The 24,225-nt window shown below is 63.1% G+C and carries 21 protein-coding genes; 8 read left to right on the forward strand and 13 right to left on the reverse strand.

What is annotated here, in order from left to right; translation table 11 throughout:
* Window positions 1–50 precede the first annotated feature (50 nt).
* On the forward strand, window positions 51–1,427 hold the full coding sequence (locus tag ABID19_RS19675) for an MFS transporter (protein ID WP_354492595.1): 1,377 nt from the start codon (window positions 51–53) through the stop codon (window positions 1,425–1,427).
* Between the two features lie 42 nt (window positions 1,428–1,469).
* Here ABID19_RS19675 and purH read toward each other — a convergent pair whose 3' ends face one another.
* The 4 genes from purH to htpX form a co-directional block, all read right to left on the reverse strand.
* On the reverse strand, window positions 1,470–3,086 hold the full coding sequence (gene purH, locus ABID19_RS19680) for a bifunctional phosphoribosylaminoimidazolecarboxamide formyltransferase/IMP cyclohydrolase (protein WP_354492596.1): 1,617 nt from the start codon (window positions 3,084–3,086) through the stop codon (window positions 1,470–1,472).
* 120 nt (window positions 3,087–3,206) lie between these two features.
* Window positions 3,207–4,931, reverse strand: coding sequence for a heparinase II/III family protein (locus ABID19_RS19685; RefSeq protein WP_354492597.1), 1,725 nt, complete (start codon window positions 4,929–4,931; stop codon window positions 3,207–3,209).
* Between the two features lie 137 nt (window positions 4,932–5,068).
* Window positions 5,069–6,403, reverse strand: coding sequence for an RsmB/NOP family class I SAM-dependent RNA methyltransferase (locus ABID19_RS19690; protein WP_435528755.1), 1,335 nt, complete (start codon window positions 6,401–6,403; stop codon window positions 5,069–5,071).
* A gap of 50 nt (window positions 6,404–6,453) precedes the next feature.
* Window positions 6,454–7,482, reverse strand: a complete 1,029-nt coding sequence (gene htpX / locus ABID19_RS19695; RefSeq protein WP_354492600.1) for a zinc metalloprotease HtpX — start codon at window positions 7,480–7,482, stop codon at window positions 6,454–6,456.
* A 122-nt stretch (window positions 7,483–7,604) separates the two neighbouring features.
* Between htpX and ABID19_RS19700 the strand changes: the two genes are divergently transcribed.
* Window positions 7,605–7,844: a DUF1674 domain-containing protein gene (locus ABID19_RS19700; protein WP_354492602.1), complete on the forward strand. Its 240-nt coding sequence runs from the start codon at window positions 7,605–7,607 to the stop codon at window positions 7,842–7,844.
* Between the two features lie 109 nt (window positions 7,845–7,953).
* Here the strand turns inward: ABID19_RS19700 and ABID19_RS19705 are convergent, their stop codons facing one another.
* Window positions 7,954–8,628 (reverse strand): HAD-IA family hydrolase, encoded by a 675-nt coding sequence (locus tag ABID19_RS19705; protein WP_354492603.1) that lies wholly within the window; start codon window positions 8,626–8,628, stop codon window positions 7,954–7,956.
* A gap of 166 nt (window positions 8,629–8,794) precedes the next feature.
* On the opposite strand from ABID19_RS19705, the gene ABID19_RS19710 reads away from it, so the two are divergent.
* From ABID19_RS19710 to ABID19_RS19725, 4 genes are all read left to right on the forward strand, one after another.
* Window positions 8,795–9,664 carry a transglutaminase-like domain-containing protein gene (locus ABID19_RS19710; RefSeq protein ID WP_354492604.1) on the forward strand — a complete coding sequence of 290 codons (870 nt, stop codon included), beginning with the start codon at window positions 8,795–8,797 and terminating at the stop codon, window positions 9,662–9,664.
* A 315-nt stretch (window positions 9,665–9,979) separates the two neighbouring features.
* Entirely contained in the window at window positions 9,980–11,455 is a 1,476-nt protein-coding gene (locus ABID19_RS19715; RefSeq protein WP_354492605.1) for a TadE/TadG family type IV pilus assembly protein, read from the forward strand.
* Window positions 11,456–11,818: 363 nt separating this feature from the next.
* On the forward strand, window positions 11,819–13,087 hold the full coding sequence (locus ABID19_RS19720; RefSeq protein WP_354492606.1) for a cyclopropane-fatty-acyl-phospholipid synthase family protein: 1,269 nt from the start codon (window positions 11,819–11,821) through the stop codon (window positions 13,085–13,087).
* Between the two features lie 19 nt (window positions 13,088–13,106).
* Window positions 13,107–13,529 (forward strand): hypothetical protein, encoded by a 423-nt coding sequence (locus ABID19_RS19725; protein WP_354492608.1) that lies wholly within the window; start codon window positions 13,107–13,109, stop codon window positions 13,527–13,529.
* Here ABID19_RS19725 and ABID19_RS19730 read toward each other — a convergent pair.
* Both ABID19_RS19730 and acs read right to left on the reverse strand, forming a co-directional pair.
* Window positions 13,526–14,272: an MOSC domain-containing protein gene (locus tag ABID19_RS19730; RefSeq protein ID WP_354492610.1), complete on the reverse strand. Its 747-nt coding sequence runs from the start codon at window positions 14,270–14,272 to the stop codon at window positions 13,526–13,528. The two genes, ABID19_RS19725 and ABID19_RS19730, sit on opposite strands and share 4 nt — an antisense overlap.
* The gene (gene acs, locus ABID19_RS19735; RefSeq protein ID WP_354492611.1) at window positions 14,272–16,227 is read right to left on the reverse strand and encodes an acetate--CoA ligase; all 1,956 of its coding nucleotides are present in this window, start codon (window positions 16,225–16,227) and stop codon (window positions 14,272–14,274) included. Before acs ends, ABID19_RS19730 begins: the two co-directional genes overlap by 1 nt.
* Before the next feature lie 307 nt (window positions 16,228–16,534).
* On the opposite strand from acs, the gene ABID19_RS19740 reads away from it, so the two are divergent.
* A complete protein-coding gene (locus ABID19_RS19740) occupies window positions 16,535–16,807 on the forward strand; it encodes an usg protein (protein WP_095487597.1) in 273 nt (90 codons plus the stop codon).
* A gap of 298 nt (window positions 16,808–17,105) precedes the next feature.
* Here the strand turns inward: ABID19_RS19740 and ABID19_RS19745 are convergent, their stop codons facing one another.
* From ABID19_RS19745 to ABID19_RS19755, 3 genes are all read right to left on the reverse strand, one after another.
* Window positions 17,106–18,140, reverse strand: coding sequence for an aldo/keto reductase (locus ABID19_RS19745; protein ID WP_354492612.1), 1,035 nt, complete (start codon window positions 18,138–18,140; stop codon window positions 17,106–17,108).
* A gap of 44 nt (window positions 18,141–18,184) precedes the next feature.
* On the reverse strand, window positions 18,185–19,174 hold the full coding sequence (locus ABID19_RS19750; protein ID WP_354492614.1) for an SGNH/GDSL hydrolase family protein: 990 nt from the start codon (window positions 19,172–19,174) through the stop codon (window positions 18,185–18,187).
* 370 nt (window positions 19,175–19,544) lie between these two features.
* Complete coding sequence (locus tag ABID19_RS19755) at window positions 19,545–20,738, reverse strand: MFS transporter (RefSeq protein WP_354492616.1); 1,194 nt, start codon at window positions 20,736–20,738, stop codon at window positions 19,545–19,547.
* 136 nt (window positions 20,739–20,874) lie between these two features.
* Between ABID19_RS19755 and ABID19_RS19760 the strand changes: the two genes are divergently transcribed.
* On the forward strand, window positions 20,875–21,783 hold the full coding sequence (locus ABID19_RS19760) for a LysR family transcriptional regulator (RefSeq protein ID WP_354492618.1): 909 nt from the start codon (window positions 20,875–20,877) through the stop codon (window positions 21,781–21,783).
* A gap of 61 nt (window positions 21,784–21,844) precedes the next feature.
* Here ABID19_RS19760 and ABID19_RS19765 read toward each other — a convergent pair whose 3' ends face one another.
* From ABID19_RS19765 to ABID19_RS19775, 3 genes are all read right to left on the reverse strand, one after another.
* Complete coding sequence (locus ABID19_RS19765) at window positions 21,845–22,894, reverse strand: aldo/keto reductase (protein ID WP_354492620.1); 1,050 nt, start codon at window positions 22,892–22,894, stop codon at window positions 21,845–21,847.
* 129 nt (window positions 22,895–23,023) lie between these two features.
* Window positions 23,024–23,416 (reverse strand): hypothetical protein, encoded by a 393-nt coding sequence (locus ABID19_RS19770; protein ID WP_354492621.1) that lies wholly within the window; start codon window positions 23,414–23,416, stop codon window positions 23,024–23,026.
* A gap of 94 nt (window positions 23,417–23,510) precedes the next feature.
* The gene (locus ABID19_RS19775) at window positions 23,511–24,191 is read right to left on the reverse strand and encodes a YggS family pyridoxal phosphate-dependent enzyme (protein WP_354492623.1); all 681 of its coding nucleotides are present in this window, start codon (window positions 24,189–24,191) and stop codon (window positions 23,511–23,513) included.
* Between the last annotated feature and the right edge of the window lie 34 nt (window positions 24,192–24,225).

The following is a 24,225-nucleotide window of genomic DNA, read 5'->3' on the forward strand; positions in this document are numbered from 1 at the left end:
TATAGAGCGAAGCGGTTCCCTGCTTCGGGGCGCCGTTCGCGGGAGGGCACATGGCCGAAGTAGCAGTGCAGCGGGCATCGGGACGCGGCATCTGGGGATGGATGCTGTTCGACTGGGCGGCGCAGCCGTTCTTCACTGTTATCACCACTTTCATCTTCGGGCCCTATTTCGTCTCGCGCATGGCGAGCGATCCGGAAACGGGCCAGGCGGCATGGGGCTACGGCATCGCCGCAGCGGGTCTGGCCATCGCCGTGCTGTCGCCGATCCTCGGCTCGATCGCCGACCAGACCGGCCCGCGAAAACCGTGGATCGCCTCTTTCGCTGCGATCAAGATCGCCAGCCTCTGCCTGCTGTGGTTCGCTGCTCCCGGTTCGAACATTTTCCTGGTTGTGCTGTTCTTCTCGCTGGCTTCGGTCGCGGCGGAATTCTCGACCGTTTTCAACGATTCGATGATGCCGCGCCTGGTGCCCAAGAGCGAAATCGGCCGAATCTCGAACATGGCCTGGGGTCTTGGCTATCTCGGCGGCATGGTCGCGCTGATCTTTGTCGTCGCCTTCATGGCCAGTTCCCCGGAAACCGGCAAGACGCTTCTCGGCCTCGATCCGATCCTCGGGCTCGACCCGAAACTCGGCGAAGACGCACGGGCAACCGGACCGCTCTCGGCAGCCTGGTATTTCCTGTTCATCCTGCCGATGTTCTTCTTCACGCCGGACGCGGCGAAGGGCATTCCCCTACGACCGGCGGTGCGCGAGGGACTGTCGGAACTGCGATCGACGCTGGGCGAAATACGCAAGCGCAGCGGCATCTTCCGCTTTCTCGTCGCCCGCATGATCTATCAGGATGGCGTCAATGCGTTGCTTGCGTTGGGCGGTGCCTTTGCGGCGGCAATGTTCCATTGGTCGATCACCGAGATCGGCCTGTTCGGCATCATCCTCAACGTCGTCGCCATCGTCGGCTGCCTGGTTGCCGCACGCCTCGACACGGCGCTTGGCTCCAAGACCATCGTGATGATTTCGCTTGTTCTGCTGAGCATCGCCACGATCGGCATCGTTTCAACCGGCCCGGGCTATACGCTGTTCGGTGCCTGGACGATGCCTGGAGCCGATAGCGGCGGGTTGTTCGGTACACCGGCGGAAAAAGCCTACATCTTCTTTGGTCTGCTGATCGGGATTGCCTTCGGGCCGGTGCAGGCATCTTCGCGCTCCTACATGGCGCGTAGCGTCACGGCGGCCGAATCGGGCCGCTATTTCGGCATCTATGCGTTGGCCGGGCGGGCGACCAGTTTTGCTGCGCCGTTCATGGTGGCGACAATCACGCTGGCCAGCGGCTCGGCGCGGCTCGGCATGGCGGCTATTATCCTGTTCCTCGGTGTCGGCCTGGCGATCCTGGTCCGCACGCCGTATCCAGCGGACCAGCCGGCGGAGTAGCTGCTCTTGCCTTCTCCCCTTTGTGGGAGAAGGCAAAAGTTCTCAATGCCTGAAATGTCTCACACCGGTAAACACCATGGCGATGCCGTGCTCGTCGGCGGCGGCGATGACATCGTCGTCGCGCATCGAGCCGCCGGGCTGGATGACGGCGGTGGCGCCGGCTTCGATCGCCGACAAAAGCCCGTCGGCGAAGGGAAAGAACGCGTCTGAGGCGACAACAGAACCTTTGGTCAATGACTCCACCAGGCCGGTAGCCTCGGCCGCGTCGAGCGCCTTGCGCGCGGCAATGCGCGAGGAATCGACCCGGCTCATTTGGCCGGCGCCGATGCCGACGGTGGCACCATCTCTGACGTACACGATGGCGTTCGACTTGACGTGTTTTGCGATGCGGAAGGCGAATTTGAGATCGGCCATCTCGGCCGGCGTCGGCGCGCGCCTGGTCACTACTTTCAGGTCGAGGTCATCGACAACCGCATTGTCGCGGCCCTGGACGAGCAATCCGCCGGAAACGGATTTCACGGTGGTGCCGGCCGAGCGCGGATCGGGCAGGCCGCCGGAGATAAGCAAGCGCAGATTCTTCTTGGCGGCGACGATGCGGATTGCGTCTTCCGAGGCGCCCGGCGCGATGATGACCTCGGTGAAGGTTTTGACGATCTCCTCGGCGGCTTCGGCATCGAGGGTACGGTTCATCGCGACAATACCGCCAAAGGCCGACACCGGGTCGCAGGCAAGCGCCTTGGCATAGGCCGTCTTCAGCGAAGTACCCTCGGCGACGCCGCACGGGTTGGCATGCTTGATGATAGCGACAGCGGCGGAGCGCGCCGGGTCGAACTCGCCGACCAGTTCGAAGGCTGCATCGGTGTCGTTGATGTTGTTGTAGGAAAGCTGCTTGCCCTGAAGCTGGCGCGCCGTCGCGACGCCCGGCCGCTTGTCGCCATCGACGTAGAAGCCGGCGGCCTGGTGTGGGTTCTCGCCGTAGCGCATCACCTGGTCCAGCCTGCCGCCGAAGGCGCGCCAGGTAGGATGCTCGATCTCCAACGCCTCTGCGAACCAGCCGGAGATCGCCGCATCATAGGTGGCGGTTCGGGCAAAAGCCTTGGCTGCCAGCTTCTTGCGGAAATCCAGCGAGAGCGAGCCGAAATTCATCTCCAGGGCGTTGAGCACCGAGGCATAGTCCTCGGGGTCGGTGACGATGGCGACGTAAGCGTGGTTCTTGGCGGAAGCGCGGATCATCGCCGGGCCACCTATGTCGATGTTCTCGACGATCGAGGCATAAGCAGCGCCGGATCGGCGGACATCCTCAAACGGATAGAGATTGGAGACGACGAGATCGATCGGCTCGATGCCATGAGCGCGCATCGCCGCGGCGTGTTGGGGATCGTCGCGCACGCCAAGCAGCGCTCCATGCACCGACGGATGCAGCGTCTTGACGCGGCCGTCCATGATCTCGGGAAAACCGGTGAGGTCGGAGACGTCGCGTACCGCCATGCCGGCCTCAGCGATTGCCTTTGCCGTGCCGCCGGTTGAAACCAGCTCGACACCGGCCGCGGCCAGCGCCTTGGCGAAATCGATGAGCCCGGTCTTGTCGAAAACGGAAAGCAGCGCGCGACGCACGGGAACTAGATCGGGCGCGGGAATGTTCTTGGCGGCGACGGCCATGGGCTGGCGGCCTTTCACGGCTGGTTGGGAAAGTGTCGGCGCGCCGTAGCACATGACATCAGGAAATCAAGCCGCTACAGCATTCCTGCTCCAGGCTCGGACCATTCGCCACGGGCAGTTTCAGCTTTTTTCCGGATAGCCGGCGATGACGGTCCGCGTCAGTTGCCAATGGACCTCGGAAATCTCCGATGCCTTGAAGGCCAGTACGATCTGCCGGCTGCGGCGCGGGCCGCCAAGGCCTGCGAAATAGATGGATTCATCGACCTCGGGCGCCACTTCGGTACAGGTAAACACCCAGCTGTCGGCCTGGTCGGCGGCCAACACCAGGCGGCCGTGCTCGTCCTGGAGCAGGCCAATGTCGGGATGGATGTGGAAGCGCACCGTGACGAAATCGCGGCCGTTGTTGCGGATCGCAGCATTGCCCGGCCGCAGAAAGCGATCCCTGCCGGCGAGCACATTGCCGTTCGCCGACAATTTCAGCTCGCGCTCATGCAGCAGGCCGAAGCGCGCGACATAGCCGTCGTGGCGGGCCAAAAACCCTTGGCTGCCCTGCTGGTCGGTGCGCTTGCAAGGCACATGCTGCGGGCCGCCGATCAACGGCGTGCCGAGCAGATCGTTGACGCGCAGCGAATGGCTGAAACGCGCCGACGACGTATCGTTGATGGTGGCGGTCGAATGGGCGGCGGTGGCGCGGGCAAGCGGCCGGAATTCGGCGGCGCCATAAGTGTCGACGCCAGCGTTGACGACATAATGCTGACGGCCGGAGGACAGCTCGAAGGCCAGGCATCCGGCGTGCGCCGCGTTGGAAACATCGATGGGGGGCGGCGGGCCGGTATCGGCGATCACGGTGACGCCGCCCATGGAGAGGCGCTCGTAGCCCGAATGCGGCGCGTGCAGCAACGGCGCGCCGGCGGTGTCGTCGTGGCGCAGAATGGTGGCGATGCGGTCGTGGATGGTGGCGCCCATGCCGTTGAAGCGGGCGAGGCTGCCGTCCTGGTGGCGAAAGAAGCGCAGCGCCGGCAGCATACGGTCGATGGCGCCCATCAGCGCCGGCGGCGGTGTTTCGGCTTGATTGGCATAAGTCTGGCGCAGCGGCAGAAGGTCAGCGAGAATTTCAAGAACAGCTATCGGATTGCGGGAAATATGGCCGCCATCCGGCAGGATCTGGCGGTCGAGTTCCTCGGCGAGATTGCGGGTCGCGCCGCGCAGCGTCGATGCCGACGCCGGCAGCGACAAGGCCGCGAAGGCGAGCGCGATGCGGGCGCGCAGCAGTTCCTTGCCGTCCGGCATCTCACGTGCCATCGCCCTGAGATAGCGGATCTGCACGGCCAGCGATTTCAGGAACGCCCGATAGAAGGGAAATTCAGCGCCCTGCAGCACCACCGAGGAATGCTGCAGCCAGGCAATGACGCGCTTGGCCGTGGTGCCGGGCTCCCAGGCAACACCGGAAATATGGCTGCCATGGATGGTGATCCAGTCGGAGACCAGCGCGCGGGCATTGGCGGCGGCGAGTTCGGTGCCGGCGGCGCGCATATGGCGCAGCCAGCGAAAGCCGTGCAGCGTCTTTTGCCAGCCGGGATTTTGCACGGCGATCTGGAAGGGCGACTTGCCGCCGGTCTCGACCAGATGTCCCGACAGCGGATAGCGGCCATAATAGATCTCGAGCGCGATCTGCGGGTCGGCCAGGCGCAGGTCCGGCGGCGCGATCAAAACGCGTTCCGGCGTGCGGCCGGAATAGCGCCAGCGATAGATCGGCCCGGCACGCAGGCGCCGGCGCGCCTTGCGCCAGAACTCCTTCGCGACAAGCGTCCATAGGCGCGTCGTGCTGCCGGCAGCGATCGCCAAAAGCCCTCCTCAAGTCCTCATCCGAGAACAAGCTTATATGATTCAAGAACTTATGCGAAGGCGAATTCAACGGAAGCCTTGGAGTTCAGCCTGTTTTCCGCAGGATTCTTCCTAAAACAGTCGGCGATTTTTCCGTGTTAGCCAGCCCTGCGCATGCGAGCGGCGAAGAAGCCGTCCAGGCCTGACCGTTCCGGTGTGCCGAGTTCGAGATCGGCGGGCGTGGTGCGCAGCGTGCCTTGCGGCGTCAGGAACGGATCGATGCCGGCGATCTCGCCCGGGCGGAGCGGATCATCGGCGATATCGGCCGTGCCGGCGAGGAAGGTACGGTGAAGCGCCTCGCCTTCGAGCGGGTCGAGCGAACAGTTGGAAAAGACGATCCGCCCTCCGGGCCTGACCAGGGTGACGGCGCGGGCGAGCAGCCTTCGCTGCAGATCGGCCAGCTTTTCGACGTCGGTCGCTGTTTTCGTCCAAGGCACGTCGGGATGCCGCCGCACGGTGCCGGTCGAAGAACAGGGTGCGTCGAGGAGAACGGCGTCGAACAGTTGTTTCTGCTCGTATTTGAGCAAATCGGCCTGGACGATCTCTGCGGACAGACCGAGCCGTTCGAGATTCTGCGAAAGCCGCGCCAGCCGGTTTTTTGAGGAATCGATCGCGGTGACCTCGGCGCCGCCGAGAATGAGCTGAGCGGTCTTGCCGCCAGGGGCGGCACAGAGGTCGGCGACGCGCAAACCCCTTATGTCGCCCAGGAGCCGGGCCGGAAGGCTCGCGGCGGCATCCTGAACCCACCAGGCGCCGTCTTCGAAACCGGGCAGCTCGGTAACCGAGGCGCTGAGTTTTTCCACCCGCACCGTGCCGGTCGGCAGCACGATGCCGCCGAGCCGCTCGGCCCACAGCGCCGGATCGGACTTGACGGTGAAATCAACCGGCGCCTCGTACCGATGGGCAGCGAGGATTTGCCTGGCCTTGTCGACGCCATAGGCGGCTTTCAGGCGGTCGGAAAACCATTTCGGCGCTTCGTCGGTAGCGGCAAGCGCTGCGGCCAGTTCTGTCTCCTTGGATCGGGCCAGCGTGCGCAGCACGCCATTGACGAGACCGGAAAAGCGCACCGTGCGCGGATCCGACTTGGCGTGGGTCACGGCAAGGTCGACGGCGGCGCTGTCGGGAATGTCGAGGAACAGGATCTGCGCCGCCGCCACATGCAGAATATGCGAAAGCGCGGTGGCGTTGGGCGGCAGCGGCTTTTCCAGCCGACGCCCCAGCAGCCCCGATATGGTCATGCGGAAACGCAGCGCAGTGACCAGTATGGCGCGCACCAGCGCCCGGTCGCGCAGGTCGAGCGTCTTGTATTGCGGATGGCCGTTCTCGTGGTCGGTCAGCCCGTCGAGCGGCGTCTTGGCATCGATGACGGCGGCAAGCAGCCTTGCTGCCGCCTTGCGCGCCGCAAGGCCGGCAACGGGCTCGCCGGGGCTCACCGCATGGTTTTCATGATCGCCTGAAATTCGATGTCGGCGTTTCGCTTCGCTCACGACCACGGACCATTGGGTCCGGTCGGATTGCGGCCCCAGGGATTGGATTTCGGGCGAGCCGGTTGCGCCGGCGGCTGCTCAGGCTGCTGTGCCTTCCCCCACGGGCCGGATGGCTGCTGCTCGCCAGCCTGCTTTGGCATCGGAGTTTGCGGCCGCGGCGGGGCGGATGCGCCACCAACCGTCATGTCCCGCGCCATCGCCTGCAGGGCTGCGATGCGGTTATCGGTGTTTGGGTGGGTGGAAAACAGGCTGTCCATGCGCTCGCCGGATAGGGGATTGATGATGAAGAGGTGGGCGGTCGCCGGATTGCGCTCGGCATCCGGGTTGCGGATGCGTTCGGCGCCGCGGGCGATCTTGTCAAGCGCCGAGGCAAGCCAGAGTGGCTGTCCACAGATTTCGGCACCGCGCCGGTCGGCCTCATACTCGCGGGTGCGGCTGACCGCCATCTGCACGATCATGGCCGCGAACGGCGCGACGATCATCGCCACCAGCACGCCGACGAAGCCGAACGGATTGTTGTTGTCGCGGTTGCCGCCGAAAAAGAAGGCGAAATTGCCGAGCATCGAGATCGCGCCGGCAAGCGTGGCGACGATCGTCATGGTCAACGTGTCGCGGTGCTGCACATGGGCGAGCTCGTGCGCCATCACCGCGGCGACCTCTTCAGGCGACAGCTGCTGCAACAGTCCGGTGGTGGCGGCGACCGCGGCATTCTGTGGGTTGCGGCCGGTGGCGAAGGCGTTGGGCTGCGGGTTGTCGATCAGATAGGTTTTCGGCATCGGCAGGCCGGCCTGTTTGGCCAGGCTCTGCACGATGGCGTAATATTCCGGCGCGTTCCTTTCGTCGACCTCGACGGCGCGGTTCATCGACAGCACCATCTTGTCGGCGTTCCAATAGCTGAACAGGTTCATGCCGGCGGCAATCAGCAACGCGATGACCATGCCGCCCGATCCGCCGATCATATAGCCGACGCCCATGAACAGCGCAGTCATAGCGGCCAAAAGCATGGCGGTGCGAAGTGTGTTCATTGTCTGCTCCGTTTCTGCCTGCGCTGCGTAAAAGGGGTCGATCCTTGTCGACTGATCGCTATATGATGGGAAACGCTGGCCCCTGTTTCAATTGGCGCCGGTTTCTCTGTCGGGAATATCGCATGATCGACGAATCCAGTAAAACAGGCCAAACCAGCAATACAAATACCGATCCCGGTTACGATGCGTCGCGAACGACGCTAACGCCGGCAGCCCGTCGCGCTTTGGCGGAAGCAGAAGCACGGCGCGACCGCTATCGCCGGCAGGAAGCCGCAATGCCGCGGGAGATCGGCGGCCGTGGCGGCAAGGAACCCGGCCGCTATGGCGACTGGGAGGTCAAGGGCCTGACCAGCGATTTCTAAGGGCAGGTTGAGATTCAGGTGATGCGGGCCTGCGAATAGCGGGTTCCTGCGCTCCCGGTACTTGTGTTGTCGATCACGCACGTCGGAGATTGCCGGAAACGCCCTTCCTTTAGGAGGCTGCGGCCGCCAGTTGTTGCGGCTCAAGGGCGATCCAGCCGCGGTCGTCGACGGCGATGCCGATCGCGTCGTAACCGGCGATCGCAGCATGCGGCGTTTGCAGCGGGTGCTGGTGCGTGGCGCTGATCACCATGACCGTAGCCCCTGCGGCCTCGGCCGCCGATATTCCGGCCGGCGCATCTTCGAAAACGAGGCAGTCGCGCGCGTCGACGCCCAGCTGCTCGGCCGCCAGCTGGAAGCAATCGGGCGCCGGCTTGCCGCGGGAAACATCCTCCGCCGCAACAAGCACGGCGGGAAGCGGGATGCCGGCTGCTGCGATGCGCAGGAGCGCCAGTTCGCGCGGCGCGGAGGTGACGATGGCCCAACGCTCGGGCGGCAGCGACGCCAGAAACGCCGCGGCACCGGCGATCGGAAGGACACCGTCGACGTCGGCCACCTCCGCCTTCAAAAGCGCATCAGCTTCGCGCATCGGATCAACGCCTGGCAGCGCCAGCCGGGCGATGGTCTCGATCGCCCGCACGCCGTGGATCGTCGGCAGGAATGCGGCAACGTCGAGGCCTTGCCGGCGTGCCCAATCTGCCCAGACCCTTTCTGCCGCGGCAATCGAATTGACCACCGTGCCGTCCATGTCGAAAAGGAAGGCTGCGAATTTCTTGCCTGCGAACATCTGCTATTCCGGTTGTTTGGAGGGATCAAAGCCTGTTGGGCGACCGTAACGTCGCATCGGCTGCATGGGAAGCGCGAGACCGCGTTTTCGACGATGCCAGGGAACCACGACGAGCCCTCACGCGTTCACCAGACTGCCTTCCATGACACTCAACGGGGGAACCGCGATGCTGATTAGGCTCGGCTATGAAATCGCCATCGATTGTGCCGAAGCCACCCCAGTGATTTCGCTGCTCGAGATCCACAAGGAGCGCCAGGCCGACATCAAGCGGCAGACGCGCGTGCTGACCTCGCCGTCGGTCCCAACCACGGTCTATCACGATCTTTATGGCAACACCTGCCGCCGCTTCACGGCGCCCGGCGGCGGCTTTCGCATTCTCTACGATGCCGTCGTCGAGGACAGCGGCGAAACCGACCAGGTCAACACACTGGCCAGGGAAGTGCCGGTGACGGAGTTGCCCGACGATGTGCTCTGCTATCTGCTCGGCAGCCGCTATTGCGAGACCGACCATCTCAGCGATCTGGCCTGGCAGGTTTTCGGTCCTGTTCCATCCGGCTGGGCGCGGGTGCAGGCGATCGTCGACTATGTCCATAATCGTCTGTCGTTCGGTTACGGCTATGCGCGCCCGACCCGCACGGCTGCGCAGGCACATGAAGAGCGCGTCGGCGTGTGCCGCGACTTCGCTCATCTGGCGATCACGCTTTGCCGCTGCATGAACATTCCTGCGCGCTACGTGAACGGCTATCTCGGCGACATCGGTGTGCCGGTCGACCCGGCGCCGATGGATTTTTCGGCGTGGCTGGAAGTGTTCCTCGACGGCAAATGGTACACGTTCGACCCCCGCCATAACATCCCGAGGATCGGCCGCGTCGTCATCGCGCGCGGCCGCGACGCGACCGACGTGCCGCTACTGCACAGTTTCGGCCCGCATCGCCTCAGCCTGTTCAAGGTCTGGACCTACGAGCAGGAAAGCAACCTGTTCAACCCACCCCATCGCGGCGTCGACAGAACCGTCAGCGCGCAGATGCTGGCTTAGAAGCATTGCGATGATCGGGGCTGTCCTGCGGTCTGATGCGTCTGATCCGCTCCGGCACAGCCCGCCTGTGCCGGATCGGGACCGAGTACTTATGCTCCGCGGCACACGGAAGGTTATGGTAAGCGCTTTGTAAACAAAACCGCCGCAGGGGCTTGTCGTTTACCGGCTGTTCACCCTGCCGCAATTCGAAGCCAAGCAAAAACAATGAGTTGACGGCGAGCCGCCGGTGTTGGCCGCTTGGCGGCGCCGTTTCGGCCGGAATCCTGCAATGCGCCTCGCACGGCCTTGAGGTCGTGGCGAACGGAGGCGAAAAGCATGCGGCATTTTGGGGGTCTTGTTGACGCGATCGGCGGCTTTGCCAGCGATCGAAGCGGAAACTTCGCGGTTCTGTTCGGCATGGTCGCGTCGGTGCTGGCACTGAGCGTCGGCTTTGGCGTGAACGTTTCCCAACTCTATAACGCCAAGTCGAGCCTGCAAGGTGTGGTCGATGCGGCGGTGACCTCGACGGCCCGCGACCTGACCACCGGCGTCATTAAGGAGGCCGATGCCAACAGGTCGGTGCAGGCTTTTCTCGACGCCAACGGAACGGCCGGCATCCTGGAGGCCGACCAGATCGTTCTCGACAAACTGACCGTCAACAGGACCGCCAAGACGGTCCAGGCAGACGCCCACGTCAACGTCGGCCTTTATTTCCCGATCTTCGGCCTTGAAAGCGCTCGGCGAGTCACCGCTACCACCACCGCCCTCTATTCGGATAAGACGGTCGAGGTGGCGATGATGCTCGACATCACGGGGTCGATGGCGAAGAAGGGCAACGTCGACAAAATCGGCGATCTGAAAGCAGCGGCGAAAAACGCCGTCCGGACTATGCTTCAGAACCAGGATCCGAAGAACCCCCGCATCCGCGTCGCGCTTGTGCCTTATGCATCCGCCGTGAACGTCGGCAAGCTGGCGGAAAACGTCTATTCCGAGAAGCAGGGGGGCTCTGACCTGCCGCCCGTCGCCGGTAGCTCGCTTCTCGTCGCCAAGACGGGCAACAAGCTGCTGCCGTCTTTCAGCGACTACATCTCCATTGTTGGCGCGGCGATGCCTCGTTCCGATGATTGCGCCACGGAGCGCAAGGACAAAAACGGCGATCCGGATTTTAGCGCCGACGGCCCCGAGACGGTTCGCACGAACACGAACGGCAAGAAATACTACGCCCTGGTCAACCGGGATGATCATCTGAGTGGCGGAGGAATGAACAAGTGCCCCGATGCGACGGTGATCCCGCTGACCGCCGATTCCAGCGCATTGCTTGATTCGATCGACGACTTCCGGGCCGATGGTTATACGGCCGGCGCGATCGCCATTCAGTGGACCTACTATATGCTGTCGCCGCATTGGCGTGCGGCGATCAAGAATGCCGGTCTCGGCAGCGGCCCCTCGGATGCCAATGCGAAGAAGATTGCCAAGGTCGCGATCCTGATGACCGATGGCCAGTTCAATACCGCCTTCGCCAGCGCGTGGGGCAGCTACAACAGCCAGGGCAACCTGGCGCGCGGCAACGCTGAAACGCTATGCGACAACATGAAAAGTGACGGGATCGAGATTTTCACCATCGGCTTCGATCTGAACGGCAAGGATATGTCGGCAACCGAACGGAACCAGGCGAAGGCGGTGCTGAAGAACTGTTCGTCGAGGGACGCGTCCGCCACCAGACATTATTTCGAGGTGTCCACCGGAGCAGAATTGGACGCGGCCTTTCAGGAAATCATCCGCAACACCGAAAAGATCAGGCTGACGCAGTAACTCGCTAAGGAAAAGGCCGCCGCTTCTTGCGAAGCTGGCGGCCTTCCGTGTTTCCGTCCATGGCGCGGCTCATTGGCGGCGACGTTTTGCGTCACCCGCCGCGCATCTCGCGCCTTAACGGGAAGACTGCTTCCCGAAAGTGCAATCCGCTGAGGCCACGTTCTGGAAAACGAAATCACTCGACATCGGATCACCTCCTTTCGATTTGTTGAACACACCCTCATGATGGGGTGTCGGTCGGCGAATGGCAAGGCGCGATGGTGAAAATGCCGCGCGGGCGTGTCGCTGGCGGCTTGCGACGATCCGATCGGACAGGCAAAGTCGACGTAGGGTCGCCAGCGTGCCAACAGGGGAGGACCAGGGATGGAGGCAGCCGAAAGGGCCGCGCGGATCGTTCGAACCGTCATCGAAACGCTAAAGCCTGGCTTCGCGGTCAAGCTGTGGACCGGCGAGCGGATCGGGCCCGCCACCGGTCCCGTGCTCACCATCAACGACCAGGACATCGTCTGGCAGGTGATGCGCCGGCCCAATCTCTCGACGCTGATCGAAATGTGGATTTCCAAGACCATCGACGTGGAAGGCGGATCGCTGTTCGATTTTTACGCCCTGCCTTCGCAAGGCAAGCTCAGGACGAAGCTAAAGTCGTTGCCCAAGCTTGCGGTCCTGCGCGACCTGCCGGCCGTGCTGTTTTCGAGAAAGCAGATGGCGGCGCGGACCGACCTTTCCGGGCGCAATCCTTTCGTCAGCGGGTCGAACAGGCAAGCGATCCAGCACCACTACGACATTTCGAACGCCTTCTACCGGCTCTTCCTCGACGAACGCATGGTCTATAGCTGCGGCTATTTCACCGATTTCGCCAACGGTATCGACCAGGCGCAGAAGGACAAGCTCGACCACATCTGCCGCAAGCTCCGGCTGAAGCCGGGCGAAAGGCTGCTCGACATCGGTTGCGGCTGGGGAGCCATGCTCATCCATGCCGCGAAAAATTACGGCGTCGTCGGCCACGGCGTTTCGCTCTCGGAAGCCCAGACCCAGCTCGCCCGCGAGCGCATCCGCGCCGAGGGGCTGGAGGATCGCATCACTATCGAGATAAAATCCTACGCCGAGCTGTCCGGCTCCTTCGACAAGATATCGTCGATCGGCATGTTCGAGCATCTGGGGCTCGCCAACCACGCCACCTATTTCTCGACCATCCATCGCCTGCTCAAACCGGGTGGCATCTATCTGCACCACGCCATCACCCGGCGCGACAAGGGCAACATCAAGAAGACCCTGCGCAAGGGTCCGGAATTCAAGGCGCTGATCAAATACATCTTTCCTGGCGGCGAGCTAGACACGATCGGCATGACGCTCGGCAATCTCGAAGCGCACGGCTTTCTCGTCTACGATGTCGAGAATCTGCGCGAGCATTACGCCCGCACCTGCCGCCTGTGGGCTGAGCGCCTCCACGCTCGTTTCGACGAAGCGATCGCCGAGGTCGGCGAAGCCAAGGCGCGCCTCTGGCTGCTTTATCTCACCGGCTGCTCGATCACCTTCGAACGCGCTTCGGCGCAGATATTCCAGACCGTCGTCACCAAGCGGGCGCGGGGACCAAGCGGTCTGCCGCCTACGCGGGCGGATTTGTATCGGTAGCGCGAGAGGGGAGGCATAAATGGCTGAGCGGAAGGTCCTAGACATCGGTGTGCCGTGGCTATTGGCCATAGCAACCCTGGTGATGTGGTTTGTTACTATTGCGCTAATGTGGAACCGGCTCAACGTGGATGAGACCACATGGGGCCGCATGATGTCCATCATGACGGCGCTTCAGTCGCTGGCGTTTGCCGCTGCCGGGGCGCTATGGGGCGTCAAAGTGCAATCCGTCGAGACTGACAAGGCCAAGGACGGTGAGGCCAAGGCAAAAGAGGATAAAAGCAAGGCTGTTGATGTTGCCAGGGAAGGCAAGACCCTTGCAGACATGTTGGACCAGGCGTTAGCCAGGGGCGGCTCTGGAACGATCAACCTTCGCGCGGATGATGTTGGCATGTCAGGCCTAAGGGAGCAGGCCCGGAAAGTCCGAGCCATGGCACTGCCCTAAACCAAGCGCATCGTTGCGCCGATTTCTACCCGCGCCGGCCTGTCCACCGTGCAATAGACGCCGAGATTATGCGCGTTGTGGCGGACCAGGTTGCGCAGGATTGCCGGGTCGTTGTCGAAGCCGTCCTGGGCGATGATAGTGAAGCCGCAGCGACGGCATGGTTCGGAGATGGTCAGCAGCAGATCGCCGATCGCCAGCTTGCGTCCGATCCATTCCGTCTCCGGGAATGATCCGTCGACTGCCGCCATGTCGACGACGATGTTGGGGCGGAAACGGCGCGGGTCGGCGGCGCCTTCCGGATGCAGCGCCTTCAGACGCGCCAGCGAAGCGGTGGTCAGGAGATGGATAGGCGCCTTGCGGTAACGCTCGGCGGTCAGAAGGCCGGCGTAGTCAGGCGCATCTTTCTGGCGAAACGGCCGGATCGAGGCCGCAAAGCCGAGAAAGGCAGAGACGGCATAGTCGCTCTCGACGCTCGGCGCCGTCAGCCACTTGCCACCGGGAACGGCAATCTCAAGCGCACGGTCACCACTCAGCCGGGTCCGAATGAGCGGCACCTTGTGCCATTTCCCCTCGCGGTCAGGCCGCGCGATCTCACCGTCAGAGGCGTCGACAAGGCCGAACAGGCGGTCGCCGTCGATGGTCTCGAGGCCGACGGAGATCACATCCTGGCGTTCGCCGGCGAGCGAACTCGCCGGATAGCGCCAGAGCTCGCTGACAGTGCCGATCCTCGTCGAGGCGGGCATCAGGCCCTCTTGTTCTGCCGGTTGGCGACGAGGTCGTCGACGACCGCCGGGTCAGCCAGCGTCGAGGTATCGCCAAGCGCTGAAAAATCGTCCTCGGCGATCTTGCGCAGGATGCGCCGCATGATCTTGCCCGAACGGGTTTTCGGCAGACCGGGAGCGAACTGGATCTTATCGGGCGTGGCAATGGCGCCGATATCCTTGCGGACATGGGCGACAAGTTCCTTGCGCAGCTCCTCGCTCGGCTTCTCGCCTGCCATCAATGTGACGTAGCAGTAGATGCCCTGGCCCTTGATGTCGTGTGGGTAGCCGACGACTGCGGCTTCCGAGACTTTCTCGTGCGAAACGAGTGCGGATTCGACCTCGGCCGTGCCCATACGGTGGCCGGAGACATTGATGACATCGTCGACGCGGCCGGTGATCCAGTAGTAGCCGTCGGCGTCGCGGCGGCAGCCGTCGCCGGTAAAGTATTTGCCCTTGTAGGTCGAGAAATAGGTCTGCACGAAGCGTTCGTGGTCGCCATAGACGGTGCGCATCTGGCCCGGCCATGAATCGGCGATGCAGAGATTGCCGCTTGCAACACCTTCCAGCACCTTGCCGTCTCCGTCGACCAGTTGCGGCTTGACGCCGAAGAAAGGCCGCGTCGCGGACCCCGCCTTGAGGTGGGTGGCGCCGGGCAGCGGCGTGATCAGGATGCCGCCGGTCTCGGTCTGCCACCATGTGTCGACGATCGGCACCTTGCCGCTGCCGACGACGTTAAAATACCACTCCCAGGCCTCCGGATTGATCGGCTCGCCGACCGTGCCGAGCACGCGCAGCGACTTTCGCGACGTCTTGGCGACGTGGGCGTCGCCGGCGCCCATCAGCGCGCGCAACGCCGTTGGCGCGGTGTAGAAGATGTTGACCTTGTGCTTGTCGACGACCTCCCAGAAACGGGAGTGCGACGGGTAGTTCGGCACACCTTCGAACATCAGCGTGGTGGCTCCGTTGGCGAGCGGCCCGTAGACGATGTAGCTGTGGCCGGTAACCCAGCCGACATCGGCGGTGCACCAGTAGATATCACCGTCATGGTAGTCGAAGACATGTTGGTGGGTCATCGAGACATAGACGAGATAGCCGGCAGTGGTGTGCAGCACACCTTTCGGCTTGCCCGTCGAGCCTGATGTATAGAGGATGAACAGCGGATCCTCGGCCTTCATCTTCTCCGGCTTGCATTCCGCCTTAACCGTCGCGACCTCGTCGTGATACCAGACGTCGCGCCCGGCCACCCAACCGGTCTTGCCGCCGGTGCGGCGCACGACCACGACCTTCTCGACTTTCGTTCCGGCCTTGGCCGCGATCTCGATCGCCTTGTCGGTGTTCTCCTTCAGCGGGATTGGCTTGCCGCCGCGCACGCCCTCGTCGGCGGTGATGACGAAGGTCGATTTGCAGTCGTCGATGCGGCCGGCCAGCGCGTCCGGCGAGAAGCCGCCGAAGACCACCGAATGGATGGCACCGATGCGTGTGCAGGCGAGCATCGCATAGGCGGCTTCCGGGATCATCGGCATATAGATGGTGACGCGGTCGCCCTTCTTGACGCCGTGCTTCTTCATCACATTGGCGAGTCGGCAGACATGTGCGTAGAGCTCGTTATAGGTGATCTTCCTGTCGTCGTATGGGTTGTCGCCTTCCCAGATGATGGCGGTCTGGTCGCCGCGCTTCTTCAGATGCCGGTCGATGCAATTCCACGAGACATTGGTTTCGCCGTCCTCGAACCATTTGATCGAGACCTTGCCGTCGAACGAGGTGTTCTTGACCTTGCTGTAAGGCTTGAACCAGTCGATGCGCTTGCCGTGCTTGCCCCAGAACTTGTCCGGGTTCTTCACGCTGTCGGCGTACCATTTCAAATAGGTGTCATTGTCGATCAGCGCATTCTTCTTCCACGCCGGCTGGACGCGATGGACATGAACCTCGGACATATTTTCACTTTCCTCCCAAAACCAGGCCGCCCGGCTTCACCGCCGGCGGCATCGCGGCGAAGCGGCCACGAATTCGCGCGCATTATTAACAGTTCCGCGGTGACGGCAACATTAGACGTTGGGTTCGCGCGGCGGGATGCCGCAGAAGCTTTCCTCGCCGCTGTCAGCACTCAGGCTGGATCGCTGCTAACTGCATGTTTTTATGTAGTAAATCCGGTCTACGCCACAAAAAATCAATAGACGATTAAGCAAATAGCGCGCACAATTTTGCATTGGGAGGAAAGGAGAATCAACCCAGAGGATCGAAATGCGCGACCAATCGGAAATGGACCTGATGCTTAGGGGATATGGCTTGACCACGGCCAAGATTCTTTATCATTTTCCCGATCATCCGCATCTGCTGCAGAGCTTCATCTGGCAGGACTACGACATCGCTCCGAAATTTCCGGTGCTGATCCGGTTCATCGAGTTTTGGCAGACCAAGCTCGATGGCCCGCTGCATTCGGTGAGCTACACGCACCAGAAGCTGATTGCGCCCAATGAATGGCACAAGGTCGACGGCGAGTTCGTGCTGCATTAAGGGCTACGGCGCTGAAGTTTGACGGACCGTTGCGTCAGCGGATCCCACGCCTTGGCGATTGGCGAAAACATCAACCACTTCGTCATCCACGGGCGGAGCAAGGAGCGTAGCGACGCGGCGCAGACCCGAGGATCCATGCCGCGACTTCCGAGCGCTGCTGCGGTGCAGAATTCTGCTCCGCTGCATACTTCGGCTAAGGTAACGGCATGGATCCCAGGGTCTCCGCGACGGAGCTTCGCTCCTGCTGCGCCCTGGGATGACGAAGTTGGGGTCACCCGAAACGAATGATCGAGCGGGTTCACACCGCGGGCGGGCTGAGCCTGGCGAAACCTTCCTGCCGGCGATAGGGAAAATAAGGATAGGGCGCGGTGACTTCGCTTGCCGTGTCGAGCTTCTTCATCTGCTCGGCCGTTAACGTCCAGCCGATCGCGCCGAGGTTCTGGCGCAGCTGTTCCTCGTTGCGCGCGCCGATGATGACTGACGACACGGTCGGGCGCTGCAAGAGCCAGTTGATGGCGATCTGCGGCACGGTCTTGCCGGTTTCCTCAGCTATCGCGTCGAGCGCATCGACCACCCGGTAGAGCTGCTCGTCCTCGACCGGTGGCCCAAAGCTTGCGGTGTCGTGCAGCCGGCTTTTCTCCGGCAGCTTCTCGCCGCGGCGGATCTTGCCGGTCAGGCGGCCCCAACCGAGCGGGCTCCAGACCAGCGCGCCGACACCCTGGTCGAGGCCGAGCGGCATCAGCTCCCATTCATAGTCGCGCCCGACCAGCGAGTAATAAACCTGATGGGCGACGTAGCGCGGGTAGCCATGCTTATCCGCCAGACCGAGCGATTTCATCACTTGCCAGCCGGAAAAGTTGGAGACGCCGACATAGCGCAGCTTGCCGGCGCGCACGAGACTGTCCAGCGTCGACAGCACCTCCTCGATCGGCGTTGCGGCGTCGAAAGCGTGCAGCTGCAAAAGGTCGATGTAGTCGGTGCCGAGACGCCTCAGCGCGTCTTCCACCGATTTGATCAACCGCGAACGTGAGGAGCCGTAGTCGGCCGGCCCGTCACCCATCGGCAGCGAGGTTTTGGTCGAGATCAGCACCGCGTCGCGGCGGCCCTTGATGGCTTCGCCGAGCACTTCCTCGGAAGCGCCGTTCGAATAGACGTCGGCGGTATCGAACAGGTTGACGCCGGCCTCGAGGCAGATGTCGATCAGCCGCCGGGCCTCCTTGGCATCGCTGTTGCCCCACGCGCCGAACAGTGGCCCCGAACCGCCGAAGGTTCCAGCGCCGAACGAGAGCGCCGGGACCTTCAGGCCCGATGCGCCGAGACGTCGATAGTCCATGATCTTATCCTTTTGAGTTGCGAGCTAGGCAGCCGATGTTCCGCTCAGTTTTTGACCAGCATATTGAGGTCGATGGCGTCGGCCATGGCCCGGTTTCCGTTGTCGCCCGGATGAAGATGGTCGCCGGAATCGAACTCGGGCAGCAGGCGCGTCGGATGCGATGGGTCGCGGAGCAAGAGGTCGAAGTCGACTACGGCATCGAAGGCGCCGCTGGTTCTGATCCAGCTGTTGACCTTCTGGCGCAACGCCTCCTTTTCAGGCGTGTAATAAGCATCGAGAGGCGTGCCGCTCAACGCACCCTCGAACGGGGTCAACGTGCCGCCGACAATACTGAGATTGTGAGCGTGAGCCTGGGCAGCGAGTTGCAGGTATCCGCTAATCAAGCTTTCGAACGAAGGCAGGGATTTTTCGGGCGCGAATGGCGTTCCGGGCCAACTGATGTCGTTGATGCCGATGAGCAGGATCACGGCCTTGACACCGGGCTGAGCAAGGACATCGCGGCTGAAGCGGGCGGATGCTTTCACTCCCATTGCATCGTCCAGCAGCCTAGCCCCGGATATGCCCGCGTTGACCACCGCCATTTGTTTCGGGACGAGGCGCTCGGCGAGGAAGTCGGGCCAACGGTTGTCTGTGTCCAGCGAAGCCCCGTTCCCGTCGGTGATCGAATCGCCGATGGCGACGATGGCACCGTCATTTGCGGGCGCATCAACCAGGATTTCGGTAAGCAGGATACGTGCGTCGGTGGTTTGGGTGGTCGCGAATGCTTCCGAAGTCGTCTGGTTGCCGGCGCCGATGTAAGCAGTCTGCTTGCCATCCCAATGGAAGGTGGAGAGCGGCGTTTCCTGCGGCAGATAGACCGACACGGAAAGGTGGCTCAGAGCGTCGACGGGCAAGTCCACGGGGTCGCTGGTCAGGGATGCGCCTGACGGAATTATTGCCTTCTCCCGCCCGCCGAAAGTCATTACGCGATCGGTGCCGGAGACAATTTTTGAGCCATCGCCGGCGACCGCCACATGAGCTTCGCCGATCTGCACCGGCGTGCTTGCATACTCGTTCGACAACACGACGCGGAACCTCTGGCCGCCAAGGCTGATCCTGGCTGTCTGGCGGATGGTCTGGTTCCCAAGCTTCGGCGGTATCTTAACCGGCAGGGCAAAATCGGCTCCCCATGTCGATTGAGGACTGGCCAGCCAAGTGCCCACCCAAGCCTGCTTTTCGCCGGCGATGGCCGGATCGAATATTAAGGAAGCTACCAATGCGAGCAGAGCGAGCTTCAAGTGCTTGGTTGTCACGGCAGTGATGGCGCGGCGAACCGGGTATCTCATGCTGGTCACAACGGTCTCTCCTCTTGGGTCGTGTCGTGGTTTCTGTCGGGATCGGGCATTCGGATCATTCGGGCAGCAGTTACTCCGTTGTGCCGGGGCAGACAGCGACCGGTGCGAATCGCTCTTCGCTTCTTTCGAGACGCAGCGCCAGTGTGGCGACGCCGAGCGCCGCGACCGGCAGCAGGGCGGCGACCCAGGTGACGGCGCCCAGGCCGGGGCCATGGGCGATGACCACGCCGCCGAGCCAGGCGCCGGCGGCATTGCCGAGATTGAAGGCGGCGATGTTGAAGGACGAGGCGAGGCTCTGGCCGGCGCCTTGCGCCTTCTCCAGCACCCACATCTGCAGCGGTGCCACGGTGGCGAAGGCGGCGGCGCCGAGCAGGCCGACATAGATGACGGCCATCGCCTGGCTGTGCAGGGCAAAGGTCATCGTGCCGAGCACCAGCGCCAGGACGACGAGACTGCCGAGAACGGAAGGCACCAGCCAGCGGTCGGCGAACTTGCCGCCGAGCAGATTGCCGGCGATGAGGCCGCCGCCGAAGACAAGCAGGATCGGTGACACAGCGGCTTCCGCAAAACCGGTGATCTCGGTCAGCAAGGGGGCGATATAGGTGAAGACGGCGAAGACGCCGGCATAGCCAAGTACGGTGGTGGCGAAGCCGAGCAGAACCGGTGCGCGGCCGAGCACGGCGAGATCGCCGCGCAAATTGCTCTTCTCAGGCGCCGCCTGGCTGCGCGGCACCAGCAGCAGAATGATGGCGAAGGCGACGATGCCGACCAGGGTTACCGCCCAGAAGGTCGCCCGCCAGCCGAAGGCCTGGCCGAGCCAGGTGCCGAAGGGCACGCCGAGGATGTTGGCAATGGTCAGGCCAGTGAACATCAGGGCGATCGCCGAGGCCTTCTTGTTGGGCGCCACCAGGCCGGTCGCAACGACCGAGCCAACGCCGAAGAAGGTGCCGTGGGCAAAGGCGGTGAGCACGCGGGCACCCATCAGTGTCCAGTAGTCTGGGGCGAGCGCGCAGGCGAGATTGCCCAGCGTAAAGATCGCCATCAGCGCCAGAAGCACGGTCTTGCGCGGCCAGCGGCCGGTGGCGATGGTCAGCAGCGGTGCGCCGATGACGACGCCGAGCGCATAGCCTGAAATCAGCTGGCCGGCGGCCGAGATCGAGACGCCGAGATCGGTGCTGACGTCGAGCAGCAGGCCCATGATGACGAATTCGGTGACACCGATGCCGAAGGCACCGGCGGCGAGGGCATAAAGGGCAAGAGGCATGGCGGTTCCCACTTCGATCGCGGCCGTTTTACGAAGGGACGCCGCGTCCTAAGGCGCCCCGACCCGGAAGATCGTGTCGCCATGTGCTGTGAACCAGTCTTGCATTGGGCACATTGTCTGTGAAATAGATTCACGAATGGCGAGACCCGACATCAACCGCTCCGGCGAGATCGAAGTGTTCGTCCGCGTCGTCGAGGCCGGCAGCTTTTCGGCCGCCGCACGCGCGCTGCGCATGACGCCATCGGCGGTCAGCAAGCTGATTGCGCGGCTGGAGGCGCGTCTTGGCGCTCGGCTGGTCAGCCGTTCGACACGCAAGCTGCAACTGACACCGGAGGGAGTGGCCTTCTTCGACAGCGGCGTGCGCATCCTGGCCGACATGGCGGCAGCCGAGCGCGAGGCGGCGGCGGGCGCTGCCCCGCGTGGGCGGCTGCGCGTCAACAGCTACGTGCCGTTCGGGCAGCACCGGCTGATCCCGCTTTTGCCGCGTTTTCTAGAGCGCTATCCGGAAATCGTAATCGATCTGGTTTTGACCGACAGCGTCATCGACCTGATGGAGGAGCGCGCCGATATCGCCATCCGCGCCGGGCCGCTCGGCGAATCACGGTTGGTGGCGCGCAAGCTCGGGCAAAGTCCGGTGGTCGTCGTCGCCGCGCCATCCTACCTCGGGAGGCATGACACGCCGCGAACGCCGGCCGATCTCGATCGTCACAATCGGATGGGTTTCTGTTTCGTGCGCCATGTCGACGGCTGGCCTTTCGTCGACGCGACCGGCAAGGCTGTTTTCGTGCCGATCACCGGAAATGCACTGGTCAGCGATGGCGAGGCGATGCGGCTGATGGCGCTCTCCGGAGCGGGCATCGCCCGGCTGGCGCGCTGGCATGTGGAACCCGACATCGCAGCCGGGCGGCTGGTACCGCTTCTGGAGGACTTCAACCCCGGCGACGAGGAGCTTACCCACGCCGTCTATGTCGGGCAGGGCAAGCATTTGCCGGCGCGGGTGCGGGCCTTTCTCGATTTTCTGGTCGAGACGGTCCGGCTGCCGTGAGGCCAAAAGGGATCGGGAGCCCTGCCGGCTCCCGAAACATCAATCGAAGGGTAAGATTGAATTATTTTTTCGGCGCAAAGGGCGCCGGCCGCCGCCCCGCCGCCTGACGCTCGAGCATCCAGCCCGGATATTCGGCCGGCAGAGCGCTGACCTCGTCGAGGCGAGCAAGATCATCGGCATCGAGCTTCAATTCGGTGGCGGCAAGGTTCTGTTCGAGCTGCTCCATACGGCTGGCGCCGATGATCACGCTCATCACGAACGGTTTGGCCAGCACATAGCCCAGCGCGACCGTGGCGACACTGACGCCGTGCTTGCCGGCGATCTCGCGCATGACGGCAACCGCCGCCCAGGCGCGATCTTCATTGACCGGTGGGAAATTGAAGCTGGCGCGGCGGCCCTCGCCATTGCCGGGAGCACCCGGTCCGTATTTGCCGGAGAGCAGACCGCCGGCCATCGGCGACCAGACCATCAGCCCAAGCTTTTCCTCGTTTAACAGTGGAACGATCTCGCGCTCCAGATCGCGGCCGGCTATCGAGTAGTAGGACTGGACGGTCTCGAAACGGGCAAAGCCTTTGCGCTCGGCAATGCCGAGCGCCTTGGCGATGCGCCAGGCTGCCCAGTTCGAGACGCCGACATAGCGGACCTTGCCGCTGGCAACCAGATCGTCGAGCGCCCGCAGCGTCTCGTCGATCGGCGTCACCGTGTCGGTGCCGTGAAGCTGGTAGAGATCGATATGGTCGAGCTGCAGCCGCTCGAGGCTGGCATCGACCGAGTCCATGATGTGGCCGCGTGAGGAACCGCGCTGGTTGGGGCCGTCGCCCATGGCGCCATGGACCTTGGTGGCGATGATCACATCCTGGCGCTCGACGCCGAGGTTCCTCAGCGACTGGCCGAGAAGCCGTTCCGATGCGCCGAAGGAATAGACGTCCGCCGTGTCGAAGAAATTGACGCCGGCGGCAAGCGAGCGCTCGACGATCCTGTCGACGCCATCCTGGTCGAGGCTGGCGATCAGGCCCCACTGGGCGTTTTCGCCAGCGGCGCCGAAGGTCATCGTGCCGAGGCAAAGTTCGGAGACGAACATCCCCGTGTTTCCGAGTTGGTTGTAGCGCATGGTGCTGCTCCAGAAATTTGGTGTGACGTCAGGCAAATAGGAACGGAACGTTTCGTTTCAAGTCTGCTGGCGAAACGAATTTCGGCCTGGCAGAAGGCCAGTGCCGTTACGAACAGCAAAGCCGCCGCCTCAACCGGCCAGGCGCGCCACGATCGCAAAGGCCGTCATGCCGAAGGCGACTGCGGCGAGCGGCAGGAGGAGCTCGACCAGCGCGGTCTTGGCGCTCACGCGACCTTGCCCGGTGTCGAATTCGCCGGCGATCCAGTCCTCGAAGCTGTGGGCGGCTGTGCCGCCACGGTGATGGTGCCGAAGCCAGACACGCCCGGCAATGGCCGGCAGCGCCACCGAGATGATGATAAATCCGGTCATGACGACGAGAAGATAATCGGTATAGCCGCCGTCGCCGAAGCCTATCCAGGCCGACAGCGCGTACCACGCGGCAAGCCCGACCATCGCCAGATAGACGTGCGGGTGCAGCCCGTGGGAGACATATCGATTATGGGGGATGCGTTCAGTGCTCATGATGCCCTCCTTCGGCGTGCAAAGGAACGGCCATGCTTGGTCGCTCGGATTCTCCCTCGGAGCTAGCGCGCGACCAGGGCCTCGCAATGCGGTGCTATGACGCGGCCGCGTTGTCCCTGCTACCGAAGATTGCCGACCCGACCCTGACGCTGGTTGCGCCGAAGGCGATCGCCGTCTCGTAATCGCCGGACATGCCCATGGAGAGCTTTTCGACGCCGGCCTCAAGCCCAAGTTTCTCCAGCAGCGCGAAATGCGGGCCGGGATTCTCGTCGGCCGGCGGAATGCACATCAGGCCCTCGATGGCGAGGCCGTGAACCGTACGGCAGCGGGTAACGAAGGCGACGGCTTCGCGCGGTTCGATCCCTGCCTTTTGCGGTTCCGAACCGGTGTTGACCTGAACGTAGAGTTTTGGTGATCGGCCCTGTCTGGCGATTTCCTTGGCGAGTTCGGCGGCGATTTTTTCGCGATCGACCGTCTCGATAACGTCGAACAACGCGACCGCTTCCTTCGCCTTATTCGATTGCAGCGGACCGATGAGATGCAGCTCGATGTCGGGGAAAGCTTCCTTCAGCGCCGGCCATTTTCCTTGTGCTTCCTGGACGCGGTTCTCGCCGAAGATACGCTGGCCGGCCTCGATGACCGGGCGGATATCGTTAGCGTCGAAGGTCTTCGAGACCGCGACCAGCGTCACCGCGCCGGCCTGCCGTCCCGCCTCGCGCTCGGCAGCTGCGATCTTCGCCTTGACCGTGAAAAACTGTTCGACGGCGCTCGTCATGCCTATATCTGCCTCTAGTTTTGATACTCGCCGG

Source organism: Mesorhizobium robiniae (genome assembly GCF_040545535.1).
Classification (GTDB): Bacteria; Pseudomonadota; Alphaproteobacteria; order Rhizobiales; family Rhizobiaceae; genus Mesorhizobium; species Mesorhizobium robiniae.

Bases quoted from the DNA above. Each gene is read 5' to 3' on its own strand.
- ABID19_RS19730 (WP_354492610.1), bottom strand. From the start codon at position 14,272: ATGCCCGCCTCGACGAGGATCGGCACTGTCAGCGAGCTCTGGCGCTAT.
- ABID19_RS19710 (WP_354492604.1), top strand. From the start codon at position 8,795: ATGCTGATTAGGCTCGGCTATGAAATCGCCATCGATTGTGCCGAAGCC.
- ABID19_RS19725 (WP_354492608.1), top strand. From the start codon at position 13,107: ATGGCTGAGCGGAAGGTCCTAGACATCGGTGTGCCGTGGCTATTGGCC.
- ABID19_RS19715 (WP_354492605.1), top strand. From the start codon at position 9,980: ATGCGGCATTTTGGGGGTCTTGTTGACGCGATCGGCGGCTTTGCCAGC.
- ABID19_RS19720 (WP_354492606.1), top strand. From the start codon at position 11,819: ATGGAGGCAGCCGAAAGGGCCGCGCGGATCGTTCGAACCGTCATCGAA.
- ABID19_RS19745 (WP_354492612.1), bottom strand. From the start codon at position 18,140: ATGGACTATCGACGTCTCGGCGCATCGGGCCTGAAGGTCCCGGCGCTC.
- purH (WP_354492596.1), bottom strand. From the start codon at position 3,086: ATGGCCGTCGCCGCCAAGAACATTCCCGCGCCCGATCTAGTTCCCGTG.
- acs (WP_354492611.1), bottom strand. From the start codon at position 16,227: ATGTCCGAGGTTCATGTCCATCGCGTCCAGCCGGCGTGGAAGAAGAAT.
- ABID19_RS19755 (WP_354492616.1), bottom strand. From the start codon at position 20,738: ATGCCTCTTGCCCTTTATGCCCTCGCCGCCGGTGCCTTCGGCATCGGT.
- ABID19_RS19770 (WP_354492621.1), bottom strand. From the start codon at position 23,416: ATGAGCACTGAACGCATCCCCCATAATCGATATGTCTCCCACGGGCTG.
- ABID19_RS19705 (WP_354492603.1), bottom strand. From the start codon at position 8,628: ATGTTCGCAGGCAAGAAATTCGCAGCCTTCCTTTTCGACATGGACGGC.
- ABID19_RS19775 (WP_354492623.1), bottom strand. From the start codon at position 24,191: ATGACGAGCGCCGTCGAACAGTTTTTCACGGTCAAGGCGAAGATCGCA.
- ABID19_RS19765 (WP_354492620.1), bottom strand. From the start codon at position 22,894: ATGCGCTACAACCAACTCGGAAACACGGGGATGTTCGTCTCCGAACTT.
- ABID19_RS19740 (WP_095487597.1), top strand. From the start codon at position 16,535: ATGCGCGACCAATCGGAAATGGACCTGATGCTTAGGGGATATGGCTTG.
- ABID19_RS19675 (WP_354492595.1), top strand. From the start codon at position 51: ATGGCCGAAGTAGCAGTGCAGCGGGCATCGGGACGCGGCATCTGGGGA.
- ABID19_RS19760 (WP_354492618.1), top strand. From the start codon at position 20,875: ATGGCGAGACCCGACATCAACCGCTCCGGCGAGATCGAAGTGTTCGTC.
- htpX (WP_354492600.1), bottom strand. From the start codon at position 7,482: ATGAACACACTTCGCACCGCCATGCTTTTGGCCGCTATGACTGCGCTG.
- ABID19_RS19700 (WP_354492602.1), top strand. From the start codon at position 7,605: ATGATCGACGAATCCAGTAAAACAGGCCAAACCAGCAATACAAATACC.